This is a genomic window from Dyadobacter luteus, assembly GCF_003383615.1.
Classification (GTDB): Bacteria; Bacteroidota; Bacteroidia; order Cytophagales; family Spirosomataceae; genus Dyadobacter; species Dyadobacter luteus.
This window is the reverse complement of record NZ_QNUL01000005.1, coordinates 312,297-338,346: the sequence shown is the minus strand read 5'-3', so window position 1 is coordinate 338,346 and position 26,050 is coordinate 312,297. Positions and strand designations below refer to the sequence as shown.

At 42.6% G+C, this 26,050-nt stretch carries 16 protein-coding genes; 6 read left to right on the top strand and 10 right to left on the bottom strand.

Features of this window, described 5'->3' with window-relative positions; translation table 11 throughout:
- Positions 1–147 precede the first annotated feature (147 nt).
- Entirely contained in the window at positions 148–954 is an 807-nt protein-coding gene (locus DSL64_RS09770; RefSeq protein ID WP_115830555.1) for a lytic transglycosylase domain-containing protein, read from the top strand.
- A gap of 127 nt (positions 955–1,081) precedes the next feature.
- Positions 1,082–1,528 (top strand): peptidylprolyl isomerase, encoded by a 447-nt coding sequence (locus tag DSL64_RS09765; RefSeq protein ID WP_115830554.1) that lies wholly within the window; start codon positions 1,082–1,084, stop codon positions 1,526–1,528.
- 75 nt (positions 1,529–1,603) lie between these two features.
- Here the strand turns inward: DSL64_RS09765 and DSL64_RS09760 are convergent, their stop codons facing one another.
- The 3 genes from DSL64_RS09760 to purH all read right to left on the bottom strand — a co-directional run bounded on the left by DSL64_RS09760 (position 1,604) and on the right by purH (position 5,925).
- Positions 1,604–3,235, bottom strand: coding sequence for a sodium:solute symporter family transporter (locus tag DSL64_RS09760; RefSeq protein ID WP_115830553.1), 1,632 nt, complete (start codon positions 3,233–3,235; stop codon positions 1,604–1,606).
- A gap of 151 nt (positions 3,236–3,386) precedes the next feature.
- The gene (locus DSL64_RS09755; protein WP_147300350.1) at positions 3,387–4,271 is read right to left on the bottom strand and encodes a hypothetical protein; all 885 of its coding nucleotides are present in this window, start codon (positions 4,269–4,271) and stop codon (positions 3,387–3,389) included.
- 121 nt (positions 4,272–4,392) lie between these two features.
- On the bottom strand, positions 4,393–5,925 hold the full coding sequence (purH, locus tag DSL64_RS09750) for a bifunctional phosphoribosylaminoimidazolecarboxamide formyltransferase/IMP cyclohydrolase (RefSeq protein WP_115830599.1): 1,533 nt from the start codon (positions 5,923–5,925) through the stop codon (positions 4,393–4,395).
- A 193-nt stretch (positions 5,926–6,118) separates the two neighbouring features.
- On the opposite strand from purH, the gene DSL64_RS09745 reads away from it, so the two are divergent.
- On the top strand, positions 6,119–6,907 hold the full coding sequence (locus DSL64_RS09745) for an SDR family oxidoreductase (RefSeq protein ID WP_115830551.1): 789 nt from the start codon (positions 6,119–6,121) through the stop codon (positions 6,905–6,907).
- Positions 6,908–6,981: 74 nt separating this feature from the next.
- On the opposite strand, the gene DSL64_RS09740 is transcribed toward DSL64_RS09745, so the two are convergent.
- Positions 6,982–8,529, bottom strand: a complete 1,548-nt coding sequence (locus DSL64_RS09740) for a RagB/SusD family nutrient uptake outer membrane protein (RefSeq protein ID WP_115830550.1) — start codon at positions 8,527–8,529, stop codon at positions 6,982–6,984.
- Between the two features lie 17 nt (positions 8,530–8,546).
- Positions 8,547–11,600 carry a SusC/RagA family TonB-linked outer membrane protein gene (locus DSL64_RS09735; RefSeq protein WP_229217017.1) on the bottom strand — a complete coding sequence of 1,018 codons (3,054 nt, stop codon included), beginning with the start codon at positions 11,598–11,600 and terminating at the stop codon, positions 8,547–8,549.
- A 420-nt stretch (positions 11,601–12,020) separates the two neighbouring features.
- Between DSL64_RS09735 and DSL64_RS09730 the strand changes: the two genes are divergently transcribed.
- Positions 12,021–15,026: an FAD-binding and (Fe-S)-binding domain-containing protein gene (locus tag DSL64_RS09730; protein WP_115830549.1), complete on the top strand. Its 3,006-nt coding sequence runs from the start codon at positions 12,021–12,023 to the stop codon at positions 15,024–15,026.
- Positions 15,027–15,661: 635 nt separating this feature from the next.
- Here the strand turns inward: DSL64_RS09730 and DSL64_RS09725 are convergent.
- On the bottom strand, positions 15,662–16,903 hold the full coding sequence (locus DSL64_RS09725; RefSeq protein ID WP_115830548.1) for an MFS transporter: 1,242 nt from the start codon (positions 16,901–16,903) through the stop codon (positions 15,662–15,664).
- Positions 16,904–16,929: 26 nt separating this feature from the next.
- Positions 16,930–17,337 carry an alternative ribosome rescue aminoacyl-tRNA hydrolase ArfB gene (gene arfB, locus DSL64_RS09720; protein ID WP_115830547.1) on the bottom strand — a complete coding sequence of 136 codons (408 nt, stop codon included), beginning with the start codon at positions 17,335–17,337 and terminating at the stop codon, positions 16,930–16,932.
- A gap of 306 nt (positions 17,338–17,643) precedes the next feature.
- Between arfB and DSL64_RS09715 the strand changes: the two genes are divergently transcribed.
- Together DSL64_RS09715 and DSL64_RS09710 are read left to right on the top strand one after the other, a co-directional pair.
- Positions 17,644–18,828 carry a DUF6600 domain-containing protein gene (locus DSL64_RS09715; RefSeq protein ID WP_115830546.1) on the top strand — a complete coding sequence of 395 codons (1,185 nt, stop codon included), beginning with the start codon at positions 17,644–17,646 and terminating at the stop codon, positions 18,826–18,828.
- Positions 18,829–18,984: 156 nt separating this feature from the next.
- Positions 18,985–20,004, top strand: coding sequence for a GntR family transcriptional regulator (locus DSL64_RS09710; RefSeq protein WP_115830545.1), 1,020 nt, complete (start codon positions 18,985–18,987; stop codon positions 20,002–20,004).
- Between the two features lie 87 nt (positions 20,005–20,091).
- Here the strand turns inward: DSL64_RS09710 and DSL64_RS09705 are convergent, their stop codons facing one another.
- From DSL64_RS09705 to DSL64_RS09695, 3 genes are all read right to left on the bottom strand, one after another.
- Complete coding sequence (locus DSL64_RS09705; RefSeq protein ID WP_115830544.1) at positions 20,092–21,375, bottom strand: sugar isomerase; 1,284 nt, start codon at positions 21,373–21,375, stop codon at positions 20,092–20,094.
- A gap of 128 nt (positions 21,376–21,503) precedes the next feature.
- Complete coding sequence (locus DSL64_RS09700) at positions 21,504–23,627, bottom strand: bifunctional aldolase/short-chain dehydrogenase (RefSeq protein ID WP_115830543.1); 2,124 nt, start codon at positions 23,625–23,627, stop codon at positions 21,504–21,506.
- Positions 23,628–23,928: 301 nt separating this feature from the next.
- Positions 23,929–26,019, bottom strand: coding sequence for a prolyl oligopeptidase family serine peptidase (locus DSL64_RS09695; RefSeq protein WP_115830597.1), 2,091 nt, complete (start codon positions 26,017–26,019; stop codon positions 23,929–23,931).
- Between the last annotated feature and the right edge of the window lie 31 nt (positions 26,020–26,050).

The following is a 26,050-nucleotide window of genomic DNA, read 5'->3' as shown; positions in this document are numbered from 1 at the left end:
ATAGAGCTGAAAATCAGTTTTTTAACCCAAAATGAAATTTTATTTATTCAATACCGTTACCTTTGTACCCCTGGCAAAGAATTTGATATGTAAAAACATTGAGATTGTCTTTCCAATTGAACCTATGTTTCACGAAATAAAAAATGCATGATTCGACTAATCTTTGTTGCCTTCTCAATCGCAGTAATGGGCAAGTTATCCATGAGCGAGGTGGAGGTAGAAAAGAAAGAACTGAAAGAACTAACAGAACTGAAAGACACGACAGACACTATTAATTCAGATCTTCTTGCTATTGACTTCTGTGGCGAAGCTATCCCATTATCAGAACTTCGCATCGCTCAGCGATATCAAACAATGATCAGAAATTACGATACCCCGGAATTTCGTAAGCTGATGACAAACACTGAAAAAAGGATGAGAACGGTAGAGACCATCCTTAAAAAGTACGGAGTACCAGCCGATTTTAAATATATACCCATCATAGAAAGCGCTATGAACAATGAGGTAAAATCTCATAGAGGCGCTGGGGGCTACTGGCAATTTATGCCATCTACAGCCAAATCTCTCGGACTGGTAGTCGACTCAGAAAGAGACGACAGAAAGCACCTGGTGAAATCCACCCACGCAGCAGCCAAATATCTGGTGAGCCTGCACAAACAGCTCGGGTCTTGGACACTCGTCGCAGCAGCTTATAACGCAGGTCCGCAACACATTCAGGATCGCATGCAACGGCAGAACAAGAATGATTACTTCAAATTGAAACTCAACGCCGAAACTACCAAATACATGTACAAACTTATCGCCGTTAAGGAATGGTTTTCCAATCCTGAACGCAGCCGTGAGTGGGGGAGTGGGGAAGTAGTGGAACGTATCGCAGAAACAAAACCTGATACGAAAAAAGACCTGGTTAAATACGACCCTAACACAGTCGTCAGATTGATAACAGGTTCATAAATCATAAGTTTTATTGACTTTATGTAGTAATGGAAAGCTGCGATATGCTTTTCTTTGCACCGGATATCCATATAAGTTATATGGATATCCTTTTTTATAACTTATCTCAAATCTTGTTTTTAAAGACATGACTAAAGCAGAAATGATCACAGATAAAGGAACTATGCTGATCGAGCTATACGATGAGCATACTCCAATCGCCGTGAAAAACTTCGTTGATCTTTCAAAAAAGGGCTTTTACGACGGCTTAATTTTTCACCGCGTTATACCTGACTTTATGGTACAAGGTGGTGACCCTACAGGAACTGGTCGTGGAGGTCCTGGTTATACTATCAAGTGTGAAGTAAAAAATGGTAACCAATACCACGACCGTGGTGTACTGTCAATGGCTCACGCTGGCCGTGATACTGGTGGATCTCAGTTTTTTATCTGCCATAGCAGAAAAAACACGGCTCACCTGGACGGTAACCACACTTGCTTCGGCAAAGTAGTTGAAGGTGTTGATACTGTTGATCTGATCCGTCAGGGAGACAAGATTCAGAAGATTACGATTATCGAAGAAGAGGTAGCCTAATCAAATATCTGATCAATAAAAAATGCCTGCTTTCTGATCGAAAGCAGGCATTTTTTATTCCTTCCTCTGGCAAGACTACCAGAAAGTAGCGTAGAGAATAACTACTATTGTCAATACCACTCCTGCGCCTACTGCAAACACAGTATCTACTTTAAACATTTGGGCGTCAATTTCAAGTCCTTTCTTCTCGTCAGGCATAACCAATCCCAAAACAAACATAACAGCCACGCAGATCAGGAAAACCCAACCCATCCTGTCAAGGAAAGGAATAGTAGTCCAATCTGTAATGAGTGAAAGTGGAGCCCAGTTATTATGCATGGCTAATGCAATTAGAAATCCGCCTACAATTGCAAAAAGAGCTCCGGCAGAGTTGGTTCTTTTCCAGAAGAAACCCATACTGAATGCTGCAAATACCCCCGGAGAAACCAGACCCGTCATTTCCTGAATAAATTGGAAACCACCTTTTTTATCAATGCCCATATATGGAGAAATAAGTATTGCCAATAACATAGAGATGACAATTACAATTCTTCCGGTTTTAACAAGCTGCTCTTCCGATTTGTTTTTACCAAAGTATTCTTTGAAAATATCCAGTGTAAAAATGGTTGATATAGAATTGGCTTTTCCTGCAAGTGAAGCTACAACAGCTGCTGTCAAGGCAGCAAATGACAATCCTTTAAGTCCTACAGGAAGAAGTCCTAACAAAACAGGATAAGCCTTATCCGCAACGATTTCTCCATTTTCTGTCAACTCGTTCACGAATAAACCTTTGCTGTAAAGCGCGTATGCGGCAATACCAGGAATTACAACCAATGCTGGCATCAATAATTTAAGGGCAGCAGCGAATAGCAATCCCTTTCTTGCGGTTGGCAAGTCGGCTCCAAGTGCCCGCTGTGTAATATACTGATTACATCCCCAATAGTTCAGGTTCACAATCCACATCCCTCCGAATAACACCGTAAGGCCTGGCAGCTGAGAATAGAAAGGACTCGACTCTTTGAAGATCATATGAAAGTGATCGTCATGGTTACTTTTCATTTGCTGAAAACCATCCAACATACCTCCTACCGTTATAAGACCATCTCCCGAAACCAGGTTGAGCGCCAGATAAGAAGTAGCTAATCCACCAACAATCAGGAAAAATACCTGAATAACATCAGTATAACCGATCACCTTCATCCCACCGATCGTGATAATGATTGCAAAAATGGCAAGGCTCCACATACAAAACCAGAAGTCCAAACCGGATATTCCTGAAACTGCCAATGCTCCCAGGTACAGAATAGAAGTAAGATTGACCATAATATACAGTCCAAGCCAAAAAACCGCCATAATTAAACTTACCTGCTTGTTGTAGCGCTGGGTAAGAAATTGGGGCATGGTCCATATCTTATTCTTCAGGTAGATAGGCATAAAGAAAACCGCAACTACAATAAGTGTAACAGCGGCCATCCATTCATAGGTAGAAATAGCAAGACCCATTGAAAAGCCATTTCCAGACATACCTATAAACTGTTCGGCAGAGATATTTGATGCGATCAAAGAAGCTCCGATTGCCCACCAGGTAAGCGACCCTTCCGCAAGAAAAAAGTCTTTTGTAGATTCTATTCCGGTTTTCTTTTTATTGTAGATATAGTAACCATAGGCAGCAACTATAATGAAATAAACAAAGAAGATGATGTAATCGGGTAATTGTAATTGTTGCATTTCAATCTTGGAAAATGGGATGTGAGAATGAGCATGTTGGTTCGACCCGAAAGGTACACTATTTTCAGAAAATAGTACAAGCTGTGTTGATCCAAATCAACTAAATGTACCTGCAGAGGGCAAAAAATATAATTAAAGTACAATAAAACTTTTAGTCAGTTCTGCGGGAAGGAGTCTGATGTGGACGCCTGAGTGGATTAGATGGTAATTTCTGAACACGAACTTTACCTTTTCTGCTCTGTTCTACAAGCCAGTAAACGTCATCGAACTCTCCTCCGGCACGCAATCCTCTGACCAGTAAATCTATACTCTCCGGGCCTGCATAATATAACCAATAGGACACCTCCAGACCCGATGTCATATACGCAAGCATCACGTGGCGCTGGTCTCCTGCAAAGAAATCTTTTACAGATTTAATATTTTCCAGTTCGAGTATCTCCTGTCCTCCACGAGTATAATACGACCATTCATCCAGATAGTCAAGATAGCGGCCAATGCTGTCCTGATTGCTCACAAAACGTTGATCCAGCATCAAAGCCACACCCTCATTGTACCATTGAGGAACATCCATTGTTGTCTTCCACCACCCTACTCTCGCTAACAATTCTATGTGGCTCATTTCATGGCTAATCACATCTACGTTCATTTCCCGCAAATTCAGTACTATAAAGGAGCTACCCCAGGGCGTCCCCAGGCTACAACCGGCCCCCTCCGTACTACTGCAATATTTTTTGTATTCGTCCGGAGTAGTACAAATGATAACGGCAGGTCTGGATACTTTTCCTTTGTAAAATGAATCGATACGCGCTTCAGCCTTACGAACATCTCTAAGCACATTCTTAAAACTGGATGTAGATAGTCCCGGACTTGCGAAGACATCCGGTCGAAGTTGATTGAAACCGGAAAATCTGATGATTTCGCAGTTGAATATTTGAGGATAAAGAAATGCTGCACTTAGTAAAATCATTGCTATTCCGCCCACTGCGAACTTACAAACCTTAGCCAAACGCTTCAAAAATGGATTGTAAGTTCTCAAATCGGAATAATAATTTTAATAAAACCAGAAACAAAAATAACCGCAAATGCACTTCCAGGCATCTGCGGTTACAATATATTAAAATATGTGGCATTCACCTCAGATGGTTCCTGCCTGCAATTTAGTGTTTAAAGTGACGCACACCAGTAGTTACCATCGCCAAACCATTCGCGTTGCAATAGTCTACAGAGTCTTTGTCACGGATTGAACCTCCCGGTTGTACTACCGCTGTGATACCTGCCAGGTGAGCAATCTCAACGCAGTCCGCAAATGGGAAGAAAGCATCCGATGCCATTACCGCTCCTGTAAGATCGAAGTTAAATGCTTTTGCCTTTTCAATTGCCTGGCGCAGTGCATCCACACGTGAAGTTTGTCCTGTTCCACTTGCCAGCAACTGATTTTCTTTTGCCAGAACAATGGTATTAGACTTGGTATGCTTGCAAACTTTAAGAGCAAATTCAAGTGCTTTTACCTCCGCTTCGGTAGGTGCTTTTTCCGTTGCAGTAGTGAATTGTGCAGCGATTTCTGTTGCATTGTCTTTGTCCTGTACCAATACACCATTCAGAATAGTTTTGAACATTACATCAGGAAGCTTAACCGCATTACGCTTCAGTAAAATTCTGTTTTTCTTCGATTTCAAAAGAGCCAAAGCATCTTCATCATAAGCAGGAGCGATCAGAATTTCCATGAACAGCTTATTCAGTTCTTCAGCCGTTGCAAGATCTACAGTCGTGTTTGTGATAACAACACCACCAAATGCAGATACAGGATCGCATGCCAGCGCGTTGTCATAAGCTTCTTTTGAAGTAGCAGCCGTAGCAATTCCGCAAGCATTGGTATGCTTAATGATCGCAAAAGTTGGTGCTCCCCCTTCGAATTCATCGATCAGATTCACACATGCGTCAACATCAACCAGATTGTTATACGACAACTCCTTACCGTGCAGTTTATCAAATATTCCTTCCAGATCACCAAAATAACTTGCGCTTTGGTGCGGGTTTTCTCCGTAACGTAATGTTTGTGAAGGCAACTTTTGGAAATCGTAAAGCGCAGCATCCGCTGAGTCTTTACCCAGGAAGTAGCTGTTGATTGCACCATCGTACTGAGACGACACTCCAAAAGCAGCACCAGCGTATGCACGACGGTCTTCCAGATCTGTAGCACCTGCTTTCGCAGTTAAAAGGTCAACAACAGCTGCATATTGACTTCTGTTCGATACAATAAGCGTATCTTTAAAATTCTTGGCAGTTGCTCTGATCAGAGAAATACCTCCGATATCTATTTTTTCAATAATGTCTTCCTCACCTGCACCTGATGCAACAGTTTCTTCAAACGGATAAAGATCCACTACAACCAGATCAATCGCCGGAATATTGTACTGTGCTGCCTGAGCTACATCCCCCGCATCGTCGCGACGGTACAAAATACCACCCATGATAGCCGGGTGTAATGTTTTAACTCGCCCCCCGAAAATCGACGGATAGCCAGTCAGTTCTTCTGCCGCCGTAACCGGGATCTGAAGATTTTCAATGAATGTTTGGGTTCCTCCGGTTGAGTAAAGTTTTACACCCTGCTCATGCAAAAGACGAACCAAAGGTTCAAGTCCATCCTTATAATATACTGAAATAAGTGCGGATTGGATTTTTTTAGACATTGTACGATTATTGATTATAGATTTGGGAGGCCGGTGGTTATGAAGATCAAATACAACAAAATTACATTCGGTCTTAAAACCGGTCCATCGTCCTTCTTGAAACAAGCCACAAAGATAAATTAAAAAAACACGCAGTGGTTTAAATTAGGAAAAGATATCAATCATAAACCGCTAACATCAAGTAACAAAGACTATGAATTTAAATCTGACAGGAAAAACAGCGCTGGTGTGCGGTAGTACGCAAGGAATAGGAAAAGCAACGGCATTAGAACTTGCAAAGTTAGGCGCGAATGTGACACTGATAGCTAGAAATGAATCAGTACTCCGGCAAACAGTAGAATTACTGGATACCTCTGCCGGACAGCTCCACAGATATATTGTGGCCGATTTCGCAGACAACCAGAATGTAAAAGATGCCATTGAAAATTATCTGAGGCTCTGTCCAGACGTACATATTCTGATCAATAATACCGGAGGACCCGCCGGCGGACAAGCCATTGATGCCGAATCTGAGCAATTTGTGAAAGCCTTTCAAATGCATTTGGTCAACTACCAGAATATCACACAGGCTGTGGTCCCCTCCATGAAACGGGCAGGATTTGGAAGGATTGTCAATATTATAAGTACCTCTGTCAAACAACCTATAGCAGGACTTGGCGTTTCCAACACGATCAGAGCTGCTGTGGCCAGCTGGTCCAAAACATTGTCAGCTGAATTGGGACCGTTTGCCATTACCTGTAACAACGTACTCCCCGGCTACACCAAAACAGCCCGGCTCGATGCTGTGTTACAAATGAGAAGTGACGCAAGTGGTAAGTCGTTAGAGGAAGTGACGGAAAGTTTACAAAATGCTATACCTATCAGGCGTTTCAGCGAAGCAGAAGAAGTAGCAGCAGCCGTAGCATTTTTATGCAGCCCTGCAGCAGGAAGCATCAATGGGATCAATCTGCCGGTGGATGGGGGGAGGACTGAGAGTTTGTAAGACTATAAACAAAAGGGAACAAGCCGATAAAGACTTGTTCCCTTTTGTTAAAAAATCCTTTAATCAAACCCTCGTTAATATCCTGGATTTTGATCCAAATTAGAATTAACTGCTAATTGTTGACTCGGGATAGCATAAACCAATCTGATCGGGTCACTTTGCTGTGTTCTGATCTGCCCTGGTTGCAGGAACTTACCGAAACGAATCAGATCCTGACGTCTCCAGCCTTCCCAATACAATTCCCTTGAACGTTCATCAAGCAAAACATCAAGATTAAGTGTTGCCAAAGCAGCGACTCCGCGATTAGTGCGTATTGAGTTGACGAGTGTCAACGCATCTGCGGCTGCGCCTGGAGTACCACCACGAAGAATTGCCTCCGCTTTCATGAGCAATACATCGGAGTAACGGTAAACTACCCAGTCGTTATTTTTTTGTCCTCTTGATGCGAAGTCAAAAGGATATTTAATTACCCTGATTCCGGCAGTTTCCAACGTATTACCGCTCGTACGAATTCCTACCTCTTTTGTAAATACCAGAGGTTGTGTGGAAGGCGTTCTTGCCATCAAAGGTTTGTTGGTTACCCAACTTGTTTGTTGTCCTTCCAACATACCAACATTCTGAATTTTGTAGCTTTTGGTTTTATTGGAGGTGGTATCGGCTGCATAGTTGTAGTAAATACCTCTTCTTTCATCACCAGCTCCGAATTTGTCATACAAACCTGACAATGCCGCCCAGCCATTCCATCCACCCGGAGTCATGTTATAGTGAGAAACAGTCCAGTAAGCTCTGTCCACACCACCGCCTCTTACACCTTCTTCATTATAAAGAGTGAAGATATTCTCAGTTGATAACAAATGGTTGTCAGGTGCAAAGTTGTCAAAATACTTACCTTTTGCAGATATCGTATAGCCTGTAATCTCATTAGCCAAAGCAACTACTCTACTCATATCAGCTGCATCGAATGTCGGATTTTGTCTGTTCAGGAAAGTACCCTTGTTCAGATACACCTTCATCAGCAAAGTTCTGGCAGCATTTTTATTGGCAACAAATGCAGCGCCGGACGCCGGAAGATTAGGCAGAATCGCATTCACTTCTGAAATAATAAAATCAATCGCTTCCTGCGTGCTCAGTGTCTTGGGATCCTCACGGAAATCATCCAGATTTTCTCTGTAGGGTACCACTCCCCATAAATCCAATACATCGAACATAGCCAAAGCTCTGACAAAACGTGCTTCTGCAGCCTGCTGAGGAGAAGGACTGTAACGCAAAACGTTAGAAGCCTGGAATACGGTTGTCAATAACTGAACAAACGTGTCATTCATGTATCCATTATCAGCATTCCATGTATGCAAATGAATTGCACGGTGCTTACCATTGTCGTCCCAGTCACCACCACGCGTAGGTGCTACTGCCTCATCCGATGAAAGTTGTTGCAGACACCAGCGGTTTTCCTGTTGATAAGGACCATTCAATGAAGCGTAAGCACTAATTAATAAGCCTGCAGGAGTAATGTTGCCTGTTGAAGATTCCTCAAGTTCACTCCGCAGTTGTTCGTCAAGATCCGAGCACGAAAGCACGGAAAGTCCTAACAAAATAGTTGCACAATATGTTTTAAATCGCATAAAATCTTTGTTTTAAATTACAATGAAAAGTTCACTCCTAACATGTACGTACGTGCAGATGGGTACGGTACATACTCAATACCCAGTGACGGAATATCGTTGTTGGAACCATCCGTGTTAACTTCCGGATCAAACCCTCTGTATTTTGTAAGTACAAACAGGTTCTGTCCGGTAAGGGAAATATTCATGTTTTTGAACGCTTTCCCAATGTTTCCTACTCTGTAGCTCAATGTCATGTTAGACAACTTCATGAAGTCTCCTTTTTCCAGGTAACGAGTAGAAGGAGCTGCTGAATTGGAAGTAGACTCTTTTACATTGGTATCATAAAAATGCTTTGCCATGTTTCTGTTTGGCATGTTATTGATACCTAATACAGTAGCAAATGTATTATTGAACAAGGTATGTCCAAACGCACCATTCATGTTCACGACCGCGGAGAACTTCTTGTAAGTCACATCAGTAGAGATACCAAGCAGCGTTTTAGGGTTCGGACTTCCTACATAATACTTGTTCTGAGCAGGATCTACAGAAGTGCTTGCATTTCCGTCTGCACCTACATACATGCTTGTTCCTGTTGCAGGGTCAATACCTGCATATTTAGCAAGATACCAAACGTTAAGAGGCTGACCACTCACCATACGCTGACCCAATACGCCCGAGAATCCCTGACCTCTTAGTTGGGCTGTTTCGTAAAATCCAGGCAAACCTGAAACGCTGTTTTTCAGGAAAGTAGCGTTGGCAGACACATTCCAGGTAAAGTCTTTTGTTTCAAGAACGGTACCGGTAAGTGCCAGTTCGACACCTCTGTTTACTACCTCTCCTTCTAAATTAACCCAAACTCTACCATTTGGTGCAGGCTGGGCAATCGTTCTTTCAAACAAAGCATCAGTCGTTTTCTTATTGAAAAAGTCAACAGACCCAACGATTCTTGACTGGAACAGTCCAAAGTCAATACCTGCGTTGATAGTCTCCGAGCTTTCCCATTTCAGATCCGGGTTACCATAATTCACCTGTCTTACACTTTGCGTTTCAAATATGTAACGGTCTCTTGATGCACCGGACGGGAACTCTCTGTTTCCTGTTTTACCCCACCCTACACGTACTTTCAGGTTGTTCAGAGTAGTGTTTCCTTTCAGGAATTCCTCATTTGACACATTCCACGCGAATGCTAAAGCCGGGAAATTCGCATATTTGTTGTTTTCTCCGAATTTCGTAGACCCATCTCTTCTGATCGTTCCTGTGAACAGGTACTTATCGAGTAGGTTCACACCCGCTCTGACAAAGAATGATTGCAGCTCATTAGTCGGGCTTCTGTAAGAATCTGCTCCTCTGTTATTGATAATGGAATAATCGAGGTAATCATAAAAATCCAACCCGACGTTAGGGAATCCGCTTGCATTTACCGTGTTCCAACTGTTGGCGTAAGAAAGGAATTCATAACCTGCAACAGCGTTCACACTCAGTGAAGGGTTAATCTGCTTGTTGTAGGAAAGCGTATGCGTGAGCTGTTGATTCGTTTCCTGATTGTTACCAACAAAAGCAAAACCGTTGTTAGTAGTGTTCTGATTGACAATACCATCGATAAGTCTACCTTTTCTGATACCCATCTGACGTGTTACACTGTATATAAACTTATATTCCAGATCATTCGTAATCTTGAAAGATGGCGCAATGTTGGCAACAATGGTATTTACGGTAGCATTATCCTTGTATGCATACAAGTTCGCAAGCGGATTTCCTGTAATCTGATTAATATAGGTAAAGCTACCATCCTGGTTTTTCAACGGGCGTGTCGGGTTCCAGGCGAGTGCCATAGAAATCAGGTTACCGTCCGCACCTCTGCCCACGTCTATCGGTACAATGTTCTCATCAGTCTGAGTGAAAAGAACACCAAAATCTAATCCCAGTTTTTTACTCTCCAAAAATTTGAAGTTGGTATTCAAGCTGGCTGTATACTTCTTCAAGTCAGAATTCTGAATAATACCCTTTTGATCCATATACCCAGCAGAAACACGGTATTTACCATTATCGGTACCACCTGTTACTGCCACAGAATAGTTCTGTACCGGAGCGACTCTCGTTATTTCGTCAAAAGCATTCACATTACCTTTAAAGTCATACGAATTTGGATCAACATCAGGTGAATAATATTTTGCAGCTGCCCTGAATTCGTCTGCAGATAGAACTTCCGGTCTTCTAAGTAATGATGATACACCAGCAGATGCGTTGAAATTCACGGTCGGAGCACCTGAGGCACCACGTTTGGTAGTGATGATAACAACACCATTTGCTCCACGTGAACCATAAATAGCTGTTGCAGATGCATCTTTGAGGATATCCATGCTTGCTATATCACTTGGATTCAGGTAAGCAAGCGGGTTACCACCATCTGATCCGAAACCACCGCTACCACCAGGACGTGCTGAGCTACCTGAAAGCGGAATACCATCTAATACAAAAAGAGGGTTGTTACCGGCGCGGATTGATGAGTTACCACGGATCCTTACTGTAGCTGCACCACCAGGCTGGCCCGTGTTATTAATCACCATTACACCAGGTGTTCTTCCCTGAATAAGCTGATCCGGAGAAGTAATAACACCCTTATTGAAATCCTTAGACTGTAAAGATGAAACAGAGCCTGTAAGATCCTTTTTCTGTACCGTTCCGTAACCAATTACGACTACTTCTTCCAATGCTTTGGCATCGTCAGTCATTGCTACGTCGATTTTAGTCTCACTCCCTACAGTAACTTCCTTGCTCGTAAAACCGATAAAACTAAACTGAAGCACTGAAGCAGGTGCTACAGCAATGGAGTACTTACCATCCATATCTGTAGTAGTTCCGCGCGTTGTACCCTTTACGGTAATTGAAACGCCCGGTAAACTACCTCCCTTTGCGTCATTGACCTGACCAGTGATCGTGACGTCCTGAGCAAACAACTGCCCACAAATCATGAGAAATGAGAGCATAAGCAAGTAGCTCCATATCTTGCCTAAGCCGTCTTTTTGCGGCTTAAATTTTTCAGCACTACCGCCATAATGACGATAAGAACTTAAGGATAAATTCACCATAGGTTTAGAATGTGGTTAAAAACTGATGTTAGGTTAAAAATTTACAATATAAAACACTTTAATCCTGTATACGCAATCTCAAAATCAGCTACTTACATATATAAATAATTGTACTTTTTTAATGCAAAACAATATTATTGTGCCATATAGGTGACAAATTAATATAATTACTTCCGATAATGCAATACAGAAATCCGTAAAACAATCCTTCTTTTTAACATTTTTTAACTTCCTGTATTTTATCTAATTATTGTACAATATTGACCTTTGCGGAATGCAAATTATGCAGAGGTATAAGAGCAAATCTTAGGACGTGACCAGATTTTCAGATATCATCATCATATTCTCTTAATAATACTAAAAATCATACTGCGATGTTCGTAACTTTGGCGCCGTTTCAACTCCGATTTTTTGCTATTTATGGATGCTCAATCCTCTGTTACCAATACAGAATTAAAAACGCTTGCCACACTCCTAGAAGGTGACTTGTTTTTTGACAATACAATCCGGACACTTTATGCTACGGATGCCTCTGCCTACCGCGAAATGCCACTGGCCGTTGCCATTCCGAGGTCAGAGTCTGATATTAAAAAACTGATTGCATTTGCACGAGAAAATAAGGTTTCGCTTATTCCCCGTACTGCCGGGACTTCCCTGGCGGGTCAGGTGGTAGGTAGTGGTATAGTTGTGGATGTCTCCAAGAATTTCACCAAAATACTGGAAATAAATGCCGCTGAAAAGTGGGCGAGAGTGCAGCCTGGTGTGGTACGTGATGAGCTGAACATGGCTTTGAAACCATACGGACTATACTACGGACCTGAAACTTCGACAGCTAACCGTGCCATGATCGGTGGAATGGTAGGTAATAACTCCTGCGGATCGAATTCAATTGTATATGGTAGTGCACGGGAACATACACTGGAAGTGAAGGCAATCCTTGCTGACGGAACAGACGCTGAATTTAAAACGCTTACTCCGGAAGAATACAGAAATCTGCTGAGTGATTCTATACAAAAGAATGGAAGCGCAGGACTTCTGGATAAAATATATCTGAAAACGGATGAGATCCTGGCTTCAGAAGAAAATCAGGCTGAAATCAGAAAAAACTTTCCGAAACCTACTGTTGAAAGGAGAAACACAGGCTACGCACTGGATATGCTTCTGAATACGAAACCTTACCTGCCCGAACAGGAAGATGCGAAGCCGTTTAATATGTGCAGCCTGATCGCAGGCTCGGAAGGTACGCTATGTTTCCTGACAGAGATAAAAGTAAATCTTGTACCGACTCCTCCGAAAACACAGGGACTGGTATGTATTCACTGCAATTCTATAGATGAAGCACTCCGCGCAACAGTATTGACATTGAAATACGGACCTCATGCAGTAGAGCTGATCGACGATTACGTACTGGAATGTGCCATGCTGAATGTGGAGCAAAAAAAGAATGCGTTTTTTGTAAAAAATAAGCCGGACGGAACAATACCTGCCATTCTGGTTGTCGATTTATCAAGAGAAACGACAGCCGAGGTAGAAGAACTCGCGGCTCAAATGACGGCAGAATTGACTGAAGCTGGTATGGGTTTCCATTATCCTCTTCTTTTTGGGGATGATACAAAGAAAATATGGACACTCCGCAAAGCTGGTCTTGGCCTTTTATCCAACATTCCAGGCGATGAGAAGGCCGTAGCCGTTATTGAAGACACAGCGGTTGACGTGTACGATCAACCTGAATATATCCGTGATTTCAATGAAATATTGAAGAAAAACGGAATGTCAGCTGTTCACTATGCGCATGCCGGAACAGGAGAGCTTCATTTAAGACCAATCATCAACCTGAAAACCAGTGAAGGGCATCGCCAGTTCAGGATGATTGCTGAAGAAATCGCTGACCTGGTAAAGAAATATGACGGATCACTTTCGGGTGAACACGGCGACGGACGTTTACGGGGTGAGTTCATTCCTAAAATGGTAGGAGAACATAACTATCAATTGTTCAGAGAAATCAAAAAGACCTGGGATCCTGACAATATTTTCAACCCCGGTAAGATTGTGGATACAGCTCCGATGGACACATTCCTCCGTTATGAAGCCGACCATAAAACGCCGGAATTCAAAACCTACTTCCGTTTCCATGATCAGGATATATTACAACATGCTGAACAATGCAACGGATCCGGCGACTGCCGTAAAACCCAGCTGAGCGGTGGTACCATGTGCCCGAGTTTCATGGCAACCAGAAATGAAAAAGACACAACCCGAGCCAGAGCCAATATCCTGAGGGAAATGCTGACGCATTCGCCGAAAGAAAACCGGTTCGATAATAAAGAGATTAAGGAAGTATACGACTTGTGCCTCGCATGCAAAGGTTGCAAAGGTGAATGCCCATCGAATGTGGATGTGGCGAAACTGAAAATGGAATTTTTGCAGCAATACCACGATGAACATGGCGTGCCGATGCGTTCGTGGCTGGTCGGTAATTTTTCTAAGATGACCGGGCTGGCCAGTTATGTCCCCTGGGCTTACAATGCTATTTACAAAACGGCTCCGTTACGTAAAATTGCGAATCAGATTGTCGGCTTCCACCCGGAACGTACTATGCCACTTTTACACAGCACAACGCTATTGAGCTGGTGGAAGAATCATCATAAAAAGAATGAGGAATTAAGAATTAAGAATACGGCAGGAAGCTCCCATGCCAAAAGAGTCTATCTGTTCTGTGATGAGTTTACTAACTATAACGATGTAGAAATTGGTAAAACCTCTATCCTTACGCTTGAAAAACTAGGATATGAAGTTGTTATTCCTAAGCACGGGCCATCAGGACGGCCGCAGCTGTCGAAAGGATTACTAAAGGATGCAAAGAAAATCGCTGAAGAAAATATCCGATTATTGCGTGATGTCATTTCTTATGACATGCCGCTGGTAGGCATTGAACCTTCTGCAATCCTTACATTCCGCGACGAATATCCGGATCTTGTAAGTGATGAGTTAGTAGAAGATGCCAAAAAGCTTGCTCAAAATGCTTTGCAATTTGATGAGTTTGTAGCACGCGAAATTGAATTGAAACGTATTTCAAAAGATCTGTTTACCAAGGAGAAAAAGTTAATCAAGCTACACGGGCATTGCCAGCAGAAAGCAATTTCCAGCATGGTTCCAACTAAGAAGATGTTATCCTTGCCTGAAAATTATACCGTTCAACTGATTCCGTCGGGCTGCTGCGGTATGGCGGGATCCTTCGGTTATGAAAAAGAACACTATGATATTTCCATGCAGATCGGAGAGCTTGTACTTTTCCCGACTGTAAGGCAACAACCGGAAGAGGTAATCATAGCAGCACCAGGCACCAGCTGCCGCCATCAGATTCATGATGGTACAGGAAGAAAAGCGATGCACCCGGCAGAAATTCTTTGGGAAGCGATGGTTTAGATTTTGTTTTATAAGTCGTTTGCTGTTACATACCTACGTGATTTTGAAACCGAACGAACCTGCTACATTCTACCAATATTGCATCCCTATGGGATTTTTTAACCAAATGAACCTATCCTAAAAAACGCCGAGTGCATGCAATGTTGGTAGAAACAAAACATCACGATTAAACGAAATATGACGCGTCTATGGTTGTTACATCCCTATGGGATTCAGAAAAAATATACCAATCAGAGTCTACCGAAATTTCATCCCTACGGGATTGTAGAATGAAAATTAGGAGAACGATATAATATAAGAATCCGATATCAATTGCGAAGACCCGGCACAATGATTACTTAATGCCGGAGGTATGTAATTTCGGTAGAAAAATAAAAGACAAGCATCTACCACCAAATGCCAGAGGCATGTAATAACATCACCTTAAACAAGATCCGGCCGTCTATAGTTGTTACATCCCTACGGGATTGTGGGATGAAAATTATAACACGATTAATATAAGCATCTGATATCGGTTGCGAAGACCCGGCATAATGATTACTTAATGCCGGAGGCATGTAATTTCGGTAGAAAAATAAAAGACAAGCATCTACCACGAAATGCCAGAGGCATGTAACAACAAAACATTCAGCAAACTAAATTTCTTCATAATCCAGATCTTTTCCATAGGTCTCCTCCATCTTCCAGAGGGCTAAAAATGCCAATACAAAACATACCGCTCCCACAGTAATTCCTGCTGACAATACGCCCAATTGCGGTTTCAGGTATTGGTAAAACGGAAGCGTCAGCAGCACTGTAGCGCGAACATTGTTGGCTATAGAAGTGGTCACTGTAGCACGCAAGTTGGTTCCGAATTGCTCAGCAGTTGTAGTCAGAAACATGGCGATATACCCGATTGAAAAGCCAAGCCAGCCATAACACATGTAGAGCGACTCCGGTGATTGAATACCTCCGTACATAAGCCAGATCGTCCCGGCAAGTGTCATCAGGATCATAATCAGTATCGCCTGCTTACGCGACTTCAGCCATTGGCTCAAAAATCCGCTAAAAAAGTCACCTGTCACAATACCTATATAGGTGTAAAGCACGCATGTCCCTGCCTGAACTTCCTCCTGAATACCGAGCGCTTTCGCAAATTCATTTCCAAAGGTGGCATAAATACCTATCACCATATACGTAGGCAGACCTATTCCCATGCAACGGACATACCTTAACAATCGCGAAGAATTTGTAAAAACTGTCCACCATGGCACTTTTATTAATTTCTGTTTTCTTCTGCTTAAATCAAAAAGTACTGATTCAAGCACATTAACCCGAAGCGCCAGTAATATCAATCCCATACTGCCACCAATGAAATAGGCAATCCGCCAGTCGGTCAGTTTTACAGCAAAAAATGCTGCAATAGCACCGGCAAGCCCGACACTCGCCACAACTGATGCTCCGTAACCACGAAGTTCCTTTGGCAATATCTCTGCAATCAAGGTAATCCCCGCACCCAGCTCGCCTGCCAAACCGAAACCAGCAATAAGCCTGAGTAACGCATAAAGCTCCACGTTATTGACAAAACCACATGCTACATTGGCCAGGGAATAAGTCAGTATCGAACCAAACAAGACCGAACGACGCCCGAGCTTATCACCCATAATTCCCCAGATAAATCCGCCGATCAGCAGCCCGGCTTGTTGCCAGTTGTAAATATGAGCCCCAACAATTGATATCTCCTCTTCCGAAAGACCTAAATCTTTCAGACTTGGAACCCTGACAATATTAAAAAGAAGAAGGTCATATACATCGACAAAATAACCCAGCGACGCCACGATGACAGGCAGACTAATCACAGAGCTTACGGATGCACTTTTTCCGGCAACAGCGTTCATATATATTTCAATACTAAGAATTTCATTTAATCATGAGAAGGCTTTCGGCGCAGTGATTTTGTCATTGCGTTGCGCTGTTTACTTTGTAGCCGTTCTATTTTCGAAGCGAATGTGGGCTTGGTCGGCTTCCTTTTTATAACAGGTTTAAAGGCATTGGCAATCAGCACATCAAACTTACGTATTACTTTCTCTTTATTTGCCAGCTGCGACCGCTCGGTCTGGTGATATAATACCAGGACTCTTTCCTTTGTAAGCTGATTACCAAGTTTCTGATAAATAATGTCCTTTTGTTCCGAAGTCAATAGTTGAGAATTTTCAACATCGAACCTCAATTCCACTTTTGTTTCAACTTTATTCACATTCTGGCCTCCGCTTCCTCCACTTCTGGCAGTTTGAAAAACCAGTTCTGAATGCAATGTTTCCGGAACTATCATTTTTAGGCTAATCGATTTGTTAAGGTTTGTTAATGTATGTACCGGTTTATGAGGGAATTACGCTTATGAAATGTCCTTATCCACAGTAAGAAAGAAGTATTCAAAAAATAAACCAATCATAACCAACTGAAAAACAGACTAGTAAAATTACACAGATTAACATCTGCAACCAATTCGCTCAAAAATACATCGTTAACAAAAGAATTTAAACGACCTGATCGGTTCGCAAAGGTCGTTAAACCAGAAACAAAAAAGAATGTCCAACCGTCGATTTTAATTTCAGAAAAACAATTAATTCTTATAGCTATGAACACCATTCAAAAACTCCGGATATTCGGCCTTGCCATCCTGCTGCTTGCCGGGGTATCCTTTCAGGAAAATGTAAAAGCTCAACCCGGTGTTTCTATATCTTTCCAGACATTTTACAATGAGCTGTCACCTTACGGACGCTGGATCAATTCTCCTCAGTATGGTTCGGTGTGGAGTCCTTATGTAGAAAGAGGATTTCAGCCTTACTCAACCAATGGCTACTGGGAGGTAACCGAATACGGAAACACATGGGTTTCGGACTACGAATGGGGATGGGCACCGTTTCACTACGGTCGCTGGTCTTACGACGACTACAATGGCTGGTTTTGGGTACCAGGCTACGAATGGGGACCGGCGTGGGTGAACTGGCGCTCGGGTGGTGATTATTATGGATGGGCTCCGCTGGGTCCTGGCATGGGTGTCAATATATCCGTGAATCTTCCCTCGTTCTGGTGGGTGTTTGTACCCCAGCGATACATTACAATGCGTAACTGGTACAATTACTGCCCTCCACGTAACAGGATGACACGTATCTATAACCAGACAACCATTATAAATAATTACTATCGCCAGGACAACCGTACCTATGCTTACGGACCAAGACGGGAAGATATGGAGCGCATTACCAGAAGAAGTATTCCTGTTAGAGAGATTGATCACGGAAGAAGAGGACGGGTAGTGACAGAGCGATCTCCATATGATCGTTACGACGCTCCGGACAGAAATGCTCCGATCTATCGCCAGAATGGTAGAAGATCGGCAGACAATGGACGCTATGGAGCTCCTTCCCGCAGCAACTCCGACAGATATGATGCTGGTAGCCGTTCATCGGGCAATGACAGCAGAGTGTACGAGAGACCTTCCCGAGGCGCTGGTCAGGAACGCGAGGTGTATTCAAATGAAAACAACCGCAGAAATGCTGATACCTACCGTTCTGCTCCAAGCGCACCACAGCCAGAAAGAGAGTATCGCGCTCCTTCACCTTCTCCGGATCGTGGTAGCAGATCATCGCAGTCGGATATGGGAGGTCGCAGCTCGGGAAGATCTTCTGGTAACGATGCCCCGGCAGTGCGCCAGGCTCCTGCTGAAAGAAATTCTGCCCCAAGAGAATCAAGAAGTTCGGGCTCCGAGAATTCTTCGGGAGGTGGTCGCTCCGAACGTAGCAGCAGATCACCAAGATAACATTCCCTAAATCCTTAACTTCGCCCCATCGGTAATTCCGGTGGGGTTTTTATTTGAAAAAAACCTGTAAAAAAGGGTATTTTCCGATTTTATCTGACTCTTTACATCAGGGTTGCGAACCATATCTCAGCCAGACTTTAAAGCGCACTATTCGCAATGGAAACACAGTTTGATATTGAATTTAAGGAGAGCGCTCCCAAGTACATGCAGATTATTAAATCCCTGTTATTGGCTATCAGTAAGGGAAAATTAAAGCGGGGAGACAAAATACCTTCTATTAACCAATTGAGTGAAGAATATCTTCTATCCAGAGATACCGTTGAAAAAGCATACAAACACTTAATCAAGGATGGCGTACTTGTATCGGCAAGAGGGAAAGGATACTTCATCAATCGTGTTGACATAGAAAATACAACACGTATCTTACTCGTATTCAACAAAATAAGCAACTACAAAAAACAAATTTACAATGCATTTGTTGACAGTATGGGGCCGAATGTAAATGTAGATTTGCATATCCATCATTCCAACGTCAACATATTCCGTAACCTGATCCAAAACAGCCTCGGAGAATACGACAATTATGTGGTGATGCCTCATTTTTATGAAAACAGTGAAGAAGCGCTGGAAGTATTAAAATTGATTCCGGGAGAAAAGCTGATTTTACTCGATAAGGACATTGAACAATTAAGTAAAAAGCATTCTGCAGTTTATCAGAATTACGAGAAAGATATTGTCTATGCGCTTAACCAGGCAGTTGATCTATTGAAAAGTTATCATAAAATCATACTCATCTTCCCTTCCATGATTCCCTATCCCAAGGACATCATCAAAGGATTCCGGATATTCTGTATTCAGCATCATTTCGAGCATGAGATTATCTATGATTTTCACGAAGACAGTCAGGCCATCAAAAATGCCGCTTATGTCAGCATTGAAGAAAATGACCTGGTCAACCTGATTAAGAAATGCCGGGAACAGAAACTGGTTGTCGGAAAAGACATTGGTATTATCTCTTACAATGAAACCCCATTGAAAGAAATACTACTGGACGGTATCACCACCATTTCCACTGATCATGACCTAATGGGCAGAACAGCCGCTGAAATGATCAAAACAAACCGCCAGGCATTAGTTAAAAATCCTTTTACGCTGATCAGGAGGAAATCGTTGTAGGAAGACATTTTGCACCTGAAACATAAAATGCATTCCCGTTCACACAGAAATGCATTTTATCAATTTATACGAAGTAAAATCAGAAGCTTACAACCCTGTAGCCACAGTAATCTTACCTCTCTCGTTCATCAGTTCAGAACGAACTTTCAGATTTCTGAACAAACCAATCGGATCCAATGCGCCGCCGCTCAAACGCATGGATTCACGAACCAACGGACGAACGTCGGTTCTGAACGCATTCTGCAGAATCTGCTGAGCTAATACTACATCGTTTTGCTGACGGGCTTGTTCCAGCTTATTGCGATCAACAAGTAATGCCTGCGCATGCGCAAGTAAAATGGCTTCTACCGATTGTAACAAGTCTTCCAAAGGATCTTTCACGTTATGGCTTGCATCAATCATCCACGCATATCCGTCGCTACCCTTACCAGCACGTTTCATACCTTCTACAAGCTCCACAAAGATCAGGAACAACATATAAGGACGAATACTTCCGACTGTCAGATCATCATCACCATATTTGGAATCATTGAAGTGGAATCCGGCCAAACGGCCTTCCATCATCAGTGTTGCCACAATTTGCTCAATATTTGCATTAGGCAAATGGTGACCAAGATCAACCAATACATCAGCCTTAGCCCCTAATTTCTGGCAGAAAAGAAGAGAACTTCCCCAATCCTGAATTACGGTAGAATAGAAGTTGGGCTCGTACGCTTTGTATTCAACAAACACTTTCCAGTCGTCGGGCAAAGCAGCATATATTTCCTGCAACGATTCAAGCGTATTCTGGAAAGCTGTCACGAAATTAGACTGACCAGGAAAACATGAACCATCCGACAACCAGATAGACAAAGCTTTCGATCCAAGATCCTTTCCATATTTGATTACTTCGATATTGTGTTCTACAGCTTGTTTTCTTACAGCTTTATCCACATGCGACAGTGACCCGAATTTATAGGAATGCTCCTGATCTTTCTGATCCTGGAAAGTGTTGGAATTCACTGCATCAAACTTCAGGTCCAGGGAAGACGCCAAATTGATCGCTGCCTGTGCCTGGCTCGGTATATCCCAGGGAATATGCAGAGAAATGGATCCGCTGGAACGGTTTAAAGCATGCAGCAAACCTACGTCTTCAATTTTTTCTTCCAAAGAACGAGGCTCACCACCACCAGAAAAACGTCCGAAACGTGTTCCACCTGTACCCAACGCCCAGCTTGGAATGGCTACCTGAAACGCCTCCAGTTGCTTCACGATATCATTGGCATTGATTCCCTGCTCGCCTAACTGCTCTTTCAAAAAAACAAACTGATTGTTATGTTTTGAAAACAAGCTGTCGTTATGCTGGTCTATCTGATATTTTTCAATTTTCATATTTGATAGCTTTAAGCTGATGGCCTAAGGTCAAAAGCTATTTTTGAATTGATGATTACCTGCCATAAAGAATGAAAAGTTCAAAGGCTTTTCACCTTCAAACTTTTCAAACTAAATAACATTTCAAATTATCTTACAAATGCCGCTGGTACACCACCGTCAACATTGATCACATTACCTGTACTTTTGCTCAGCAAGCCTCCTACAAGTACGAAAACACCATTTGCGATATCTTCAGTATGGATTTCCGCCCCGAGAACGGTACGTTTTGCATAGTATGCCGGTAATTCTTCGATTTTGATACCATATGCTTTCGCACGGCCAGCTGCCCAGCCACTTTCCCAGATTTTACTTCCTGAAATAACAGCATCCGGATTCACCACGTTTACACGGATCTTATCAGGTCCAAGCTCTGCAGCCAATAGACGCGTCATGTGTTGCTGAGCCGCTTTTGCAGTTCCGTAAGCCACGTTGTTAGGTCCGGAAACCAGACCGTTTTTGCTGGCAATATTTATAATATCACCACCCAGCCCCTGCTGACGCATAATCGCGACAGATTCCTGAGATACCAGGAACTGGCCTTTTACCAATACGTCCTGAAGTATATCCCAATCCTTGATTGTTGTTTCTGCCAATGGTTTAGAGATAGAAAGACCAGCACAGTTGACAACGATATCCACACCACCAAATTTTAATTTTGTGATATCAAGAGCAGCTTTAATCTGATCAACTTCCAATACGTTTGCATTTGCTGTAGCTGAGAAATCTTTCCCGAATTTGGCATCAAACTCAGCTTTCGTTTCTGCAAGAGCCTTGTCATCAATATCAGAGATTACTACGCAAGCTCCTTCCTGAAGGAACTTCTGAGCAATAGCTTTTCCGATACCACCCGATCCGCCTGTTACGATAGCCACTTTGCGTGAAAGTGCTTTCTCTTTTGGCATACGCTGCAATTTTGCCTCTTCCAAAAGCCAGTATTCGATGTCGAATGCTTCCTGCTCAGGCAATGAAACGTAAGATGAAATCGCTTCTGCACCTTTCATTACGTTGATAGCATTAATATAGAATTCCGCAGCTACACGTGCAGTTTGTTTGTCTTTTGCAAAAGAGAACATCCCCACGCCTGGCAATAGAATAATAACAGGATTCGGGTCACGTACTGCAGGACTATTGTCATGCTTGCAACGATCATAATATGCCTGGTAGTCCACACGATAAGCCTCGAACTGAGGGCGTACTTTGTCGAGTACTTCCTGATCAGTACCAGCAAGCAGTTCAAGAGGGAGATCCAATACCAAAGGACGAATTTTAGTACGAAGGAAGTGATCAGGGCAGCTGGTTCCCAGCGGAGCCAGTTTATCAAGATTATGGCTTCCGATGAATTCAAGTACACGTTCGTCATCCGTGAAATGACCTACCATAGCCTGTTTATCAGAAGCAAGTCCTCTCAAATAAGGAGCCAATTTTGCCGCCACTTCCTGACGTGTTTCTGATGGCTGATTTTCCAAACGCTTACCTCCGAATACAGGACGTGTTTTACCATAATTCGCAGCCAGATACTCTGATGCTTTTTCGATTGTATCAAGCGTATTGATATATGACTCGTAAGCTGTATCACCCCAGGTGAAAAGTCCGTGACCACCCAGTACGATTCCACGAATTCCCGGATTTTCAGCTAGTGTCTGTTCCAGTTTCAATCCAAGATCAAAACCAGGACGTTGCCAGGGAACCCACGCAAGTTCACCACCAAACAATTCCTTTGTGATCGCTTCGCCCTCCTTAGATGCCGCTATAGCTATAAGCGCATCCGGGTGCAGGTGATCTATATGTTTGAATGGCAGAAGGCCATGCAAAGGAGTATCAATTGACGGAGCCTTCGATTTAAGATCGTAGATACAATGGTTGAACAGTTCTACCATTTCATCTTCAAATTCCAGACCTCTGTAAATGTTTTTAAGGTTGTGCAATCTTTCCTGATACAAACCAGCCAATCCACTTCTTGTAAGTGTTCCGATATCGCCACCAGATCCTTTAATCCACATTACCTCAACAGGATTACCAGTCAATGGATCCTTTTCCACTGTTTTACAGCTGGTATTACCTCCTGCATAATTGGTAAGGCGAAGATCCGCTCCCAACAGATTGGAACGATAAAGAAGAAGCGCAACCTGGTCATCACCCAAAGATGCTGCTTTCTCATCATCCCACAAATAACTTACATACTTGTACTGGCTTGCTTTTGAACTGCTCATATTTTGTGTTTTTTAATAATCCGGTTTTAAGTAAGAAATCATAATCCTGAAAGAATTTCATGAAACAATTACTACTCTTCTAACATGTTACAAGATTAGGAAACTTAGTAATCCGCACCGTCCTGTGGTATCCTGCATGTAGCAATAAATTAAGAATTTATGTGATATTAAAAAGTGCATTAATACATAAATCATACTTACTAAACGTGAAATTTGATAATAGAAATTGAAAATCAGCACTCTAAAACAAAAATGGGCTGCAAACGAAGTTCACAGCCCATTGCATTATTTAACACAATATTTACTTCCAGGTAATGTTCATATTCTCAAACATAAAAGCATAAATATCTGCCTGTGTTTCCAGCGCTTTTTTGGTATTACTAGCTCCGTGCCCTGAATTCGTATCAATTCTAATCAGCAAAGGATTTTTACTTGATGCCCCCGCTTTTGTCTGAAGTTCGGCTGCATACTTAAATGAATGTGCAGGAACTACTCTGTCATCATGGTCAGCGGTTGTAATCATAGTTGCCGGGTAATTCACTCCCGACTTAATATTGTGCAATGGTGAATAACCGTATAGCACCTTAAATTCTTCAGCATTATCGCTGCTTCCGTAATCGGCGATCCAGTTCCAGCCAATGGTGAATTTGTGAAACCGTAACATATCCATTACACCTACAGCAGGAAAAGCCACCTTGAAAAGTTCGGGACGTTGGTTCATCACTGCCCCAACCAATAACCCACCGTTTGATCCCCCCTGAATGGCAAGTCGGGAAGGCGAAGTATATTTTTCTTTAATCAGAAACTCAGCCGCTGCAATAAAATCGTCAAACACATTCTGCTTCTTCAGTTTCATTCCTTGCTCATGCCATTTCTCTCCATACTCACTACCTCCACGCAAATTCGCCTGCACATACACACCTCCCTGATCCAGGAACGGTATCCGCGTCGGACTGAAAGAGGGCGTCAGGCTGATATTAAATCCACCATATCCGTACAGAATCGTCGGATTCTCTCCGTTTAGTTTCAAGCCTTTTTTGTAGGTAATGAAAGCGGGCACCTTTGTTTCATCTTTACTTGTATAAAAAACCTGTTTGGTTTCATAATCTGCCGGCTTAAAAGAAACTTCCGGTTCTCTGAACACCGTACTCTTCCCCGAAGCGATATCGTATCTGAATATCGTGGGCGGGTAGTTGAAAGAGGTATAAGTATAGAAAACAAAACTGTCCTCACGTTCTCCACCAAAACCTGAAGCAGTACCCAAGCCTGGCAAGGCAACTTCATGCAACAACTTACCCGTCAGGCCATATACGTATACGCGGGTCGTAACATCTTTGGAATACGATGCGAACAGCTTCCCTCCTGCTGTACCTGCACCGATCAGCGGTTCTTCTTTTTCAGGTAGCACCACCTTCCAGCTTTTGTCTGCAAAAGTATAGCGCATCACTTTGCTGTTCGGCGCATTTTCATTGGTTTCAATTAAAAATCCATCTTTAAGATTTTCGATCAGACTGTAACTAAAATCCGTAATTTCTTCTTTTACCGGTGCAAATTTTGACTCACCCCTTTTAAGAACCCAAAGACCGTTACCGTCCTTTCCCTTACCACGATCGCTTACATAAAGTGTTGCATATTGTTCATCTTCAGTGGTGCTAACCGTATGAAAACGTTGAGGATTAGCCGGATCCTCATATACGAGTTTATCCTCTTTCTGACTTGTACCTACTTTATGAAAGTAAACCTGATGATTTTCATTTTTTGCTGCCAGCTCACTTCCTTCCGGTTTGGGATAGCTGCTGTAGTAAAATCCATCTCCCTGCCATGCTGCCCCTGATACTTTCACCCATTCTACTTTATCGGAAAGCATTTTGAGTGTTTTCATATCCATCACCTGATATTCCTGCCAGTCGGAACCGCCCTTCGAAAAACCACATACTGCATGCGTACCTGTCTTAGATAAACGGAACACGGTAAGTCTGGTTGTACCATCGGCAGACAGCTTGTTCGGATCCAACACTACTTCCGGCGTACCGTTCAAACCTTTCTGACGATACAACACTGATTGATTTTGTAGACCATCATTTTTATAAAAATAAAAATAATCTCCTTTTTTTCCCGGGGCAGAATACTTCGGATAGTTGTATGCTTTTTCCAGATCCTGAAAAATTTTATCCTTGAAGGGTATTTTATTAAGATAGCCGAAAGTAACCTCATTCTGCTGTTTAACCCAGGCCTCAGTTTCTTTGGATCGGTCATCCTCCAGCCAGTGGTACGGGTCGTTCACCTTTGTACCATGGTACTCATCTGTATGCTCAATTTTATTGGTTATCGGATATTTTACACTTTGGGCGAAGGTATCCACATTCGCTGCCGTTGCAATCACTGCTGCCATTCCTGCAAGTTTAAAATTCATAAAGTAGATT

Coding starts and splice junctions, on each gene's coding strand:
- DSL64_RS09765 (WP_115830554.1), top strand. CDS start 1,082: ATGACTAAAGCAGAAATGATCACAGATAAAGGAACTATGCTGATCGAG.
- DSL64_RS09725 (WP_115830548.1), bottom strand. CDS start 16,903: ATGAACGCTGTTGCCGGAAAAAGTGCATCCGTAAGCTCTGTGATTAGT.
- DSL64_RS09715 (WP_115830546.1), top strand. CDS start 17,644: ATGAACACCATTCAAAAACTCCGGATATTCGGCCTTGCCATCCTGCTG.
- purH (WP_115830599.1), bottom strand. CDS start 5,925: ATGTCTAAAAAAATCCAATCCGCACTTATTTCAGTATATTATAAGGAT.
- DSL64_RS09710 (WP_115830545.1), top strand. CDS start 18,985: ATGGAAACACAGTTTGATATTGAATTTAAGGAGAGCGCTCCCAAGTAC.
- DSL64_RS09770 (WP_115830555.1), top strand. CDS start 148: ATGATTCGACTAATCTTTGTTGCCTTCTCAATCGCAGTAATGGGCAAG.
- DSL64_RS09700 (WP_115830543.1), bottom strand. CDS start 23,627: ATGAGCAGTTCAAAAGCAAGCCAGTACAAGTATGTAAGTTATTTGTGG.
- DSL64_RS09740 (WP_115830550.1), bottom strand. CDS start 8,529: ATGCGATTTAAAACATATTGTGCAACTATTTTGTTAGGACTTTCCGTG.
- DSL64_RS09705 (WP_115830544.1), bottom strand. CDS start 21,375: ATGAAAATTGAAAAATATCAGATAGACCAGCATAACGACAGCTTGTTT.
- DSL64_RS09735 (WP_229217017.1), bottom strand. CDS start 11,600: ATGGTGAATTTATCCTTAAGTTCTTATCGTCATTATGGCGGTAGTGCT.
- DSL64_RS09745 (WP_115830551.1), top strand. CDS start 6,119: ATGAATTTAAATCTGACAGGAAAAACAGCGCTGGTGTGCGGTAGTACG.
- arfB (WP_115830547.1), bottom strand. CDS start 17,337: ATGATAGTTCCGGAAACATTGCATTCAGAACTGGTTTTTCAAACTGCC.
- DSL64_RS09760 (WP_115830553.1), bottom strand. CDS start 3,235: ATGCAACAATTACAATTACCCGATTACATCATCTTCTTTGTTTATTTC.
- DSL64_RS09730 (WP_115830549.1), top strand. CDS start 12,021: ATGGATGCTCAATCCTCTGTTACCAATACAGAATTAAAAACGCTTGCC.
- DSL64_RS09695 (WP_115830597.1), bottom strand. CDS start 26,019: ATGGCAGCAGTGATTGCAACGGCAGCGAATGTGGATACCTTCGCCCAA.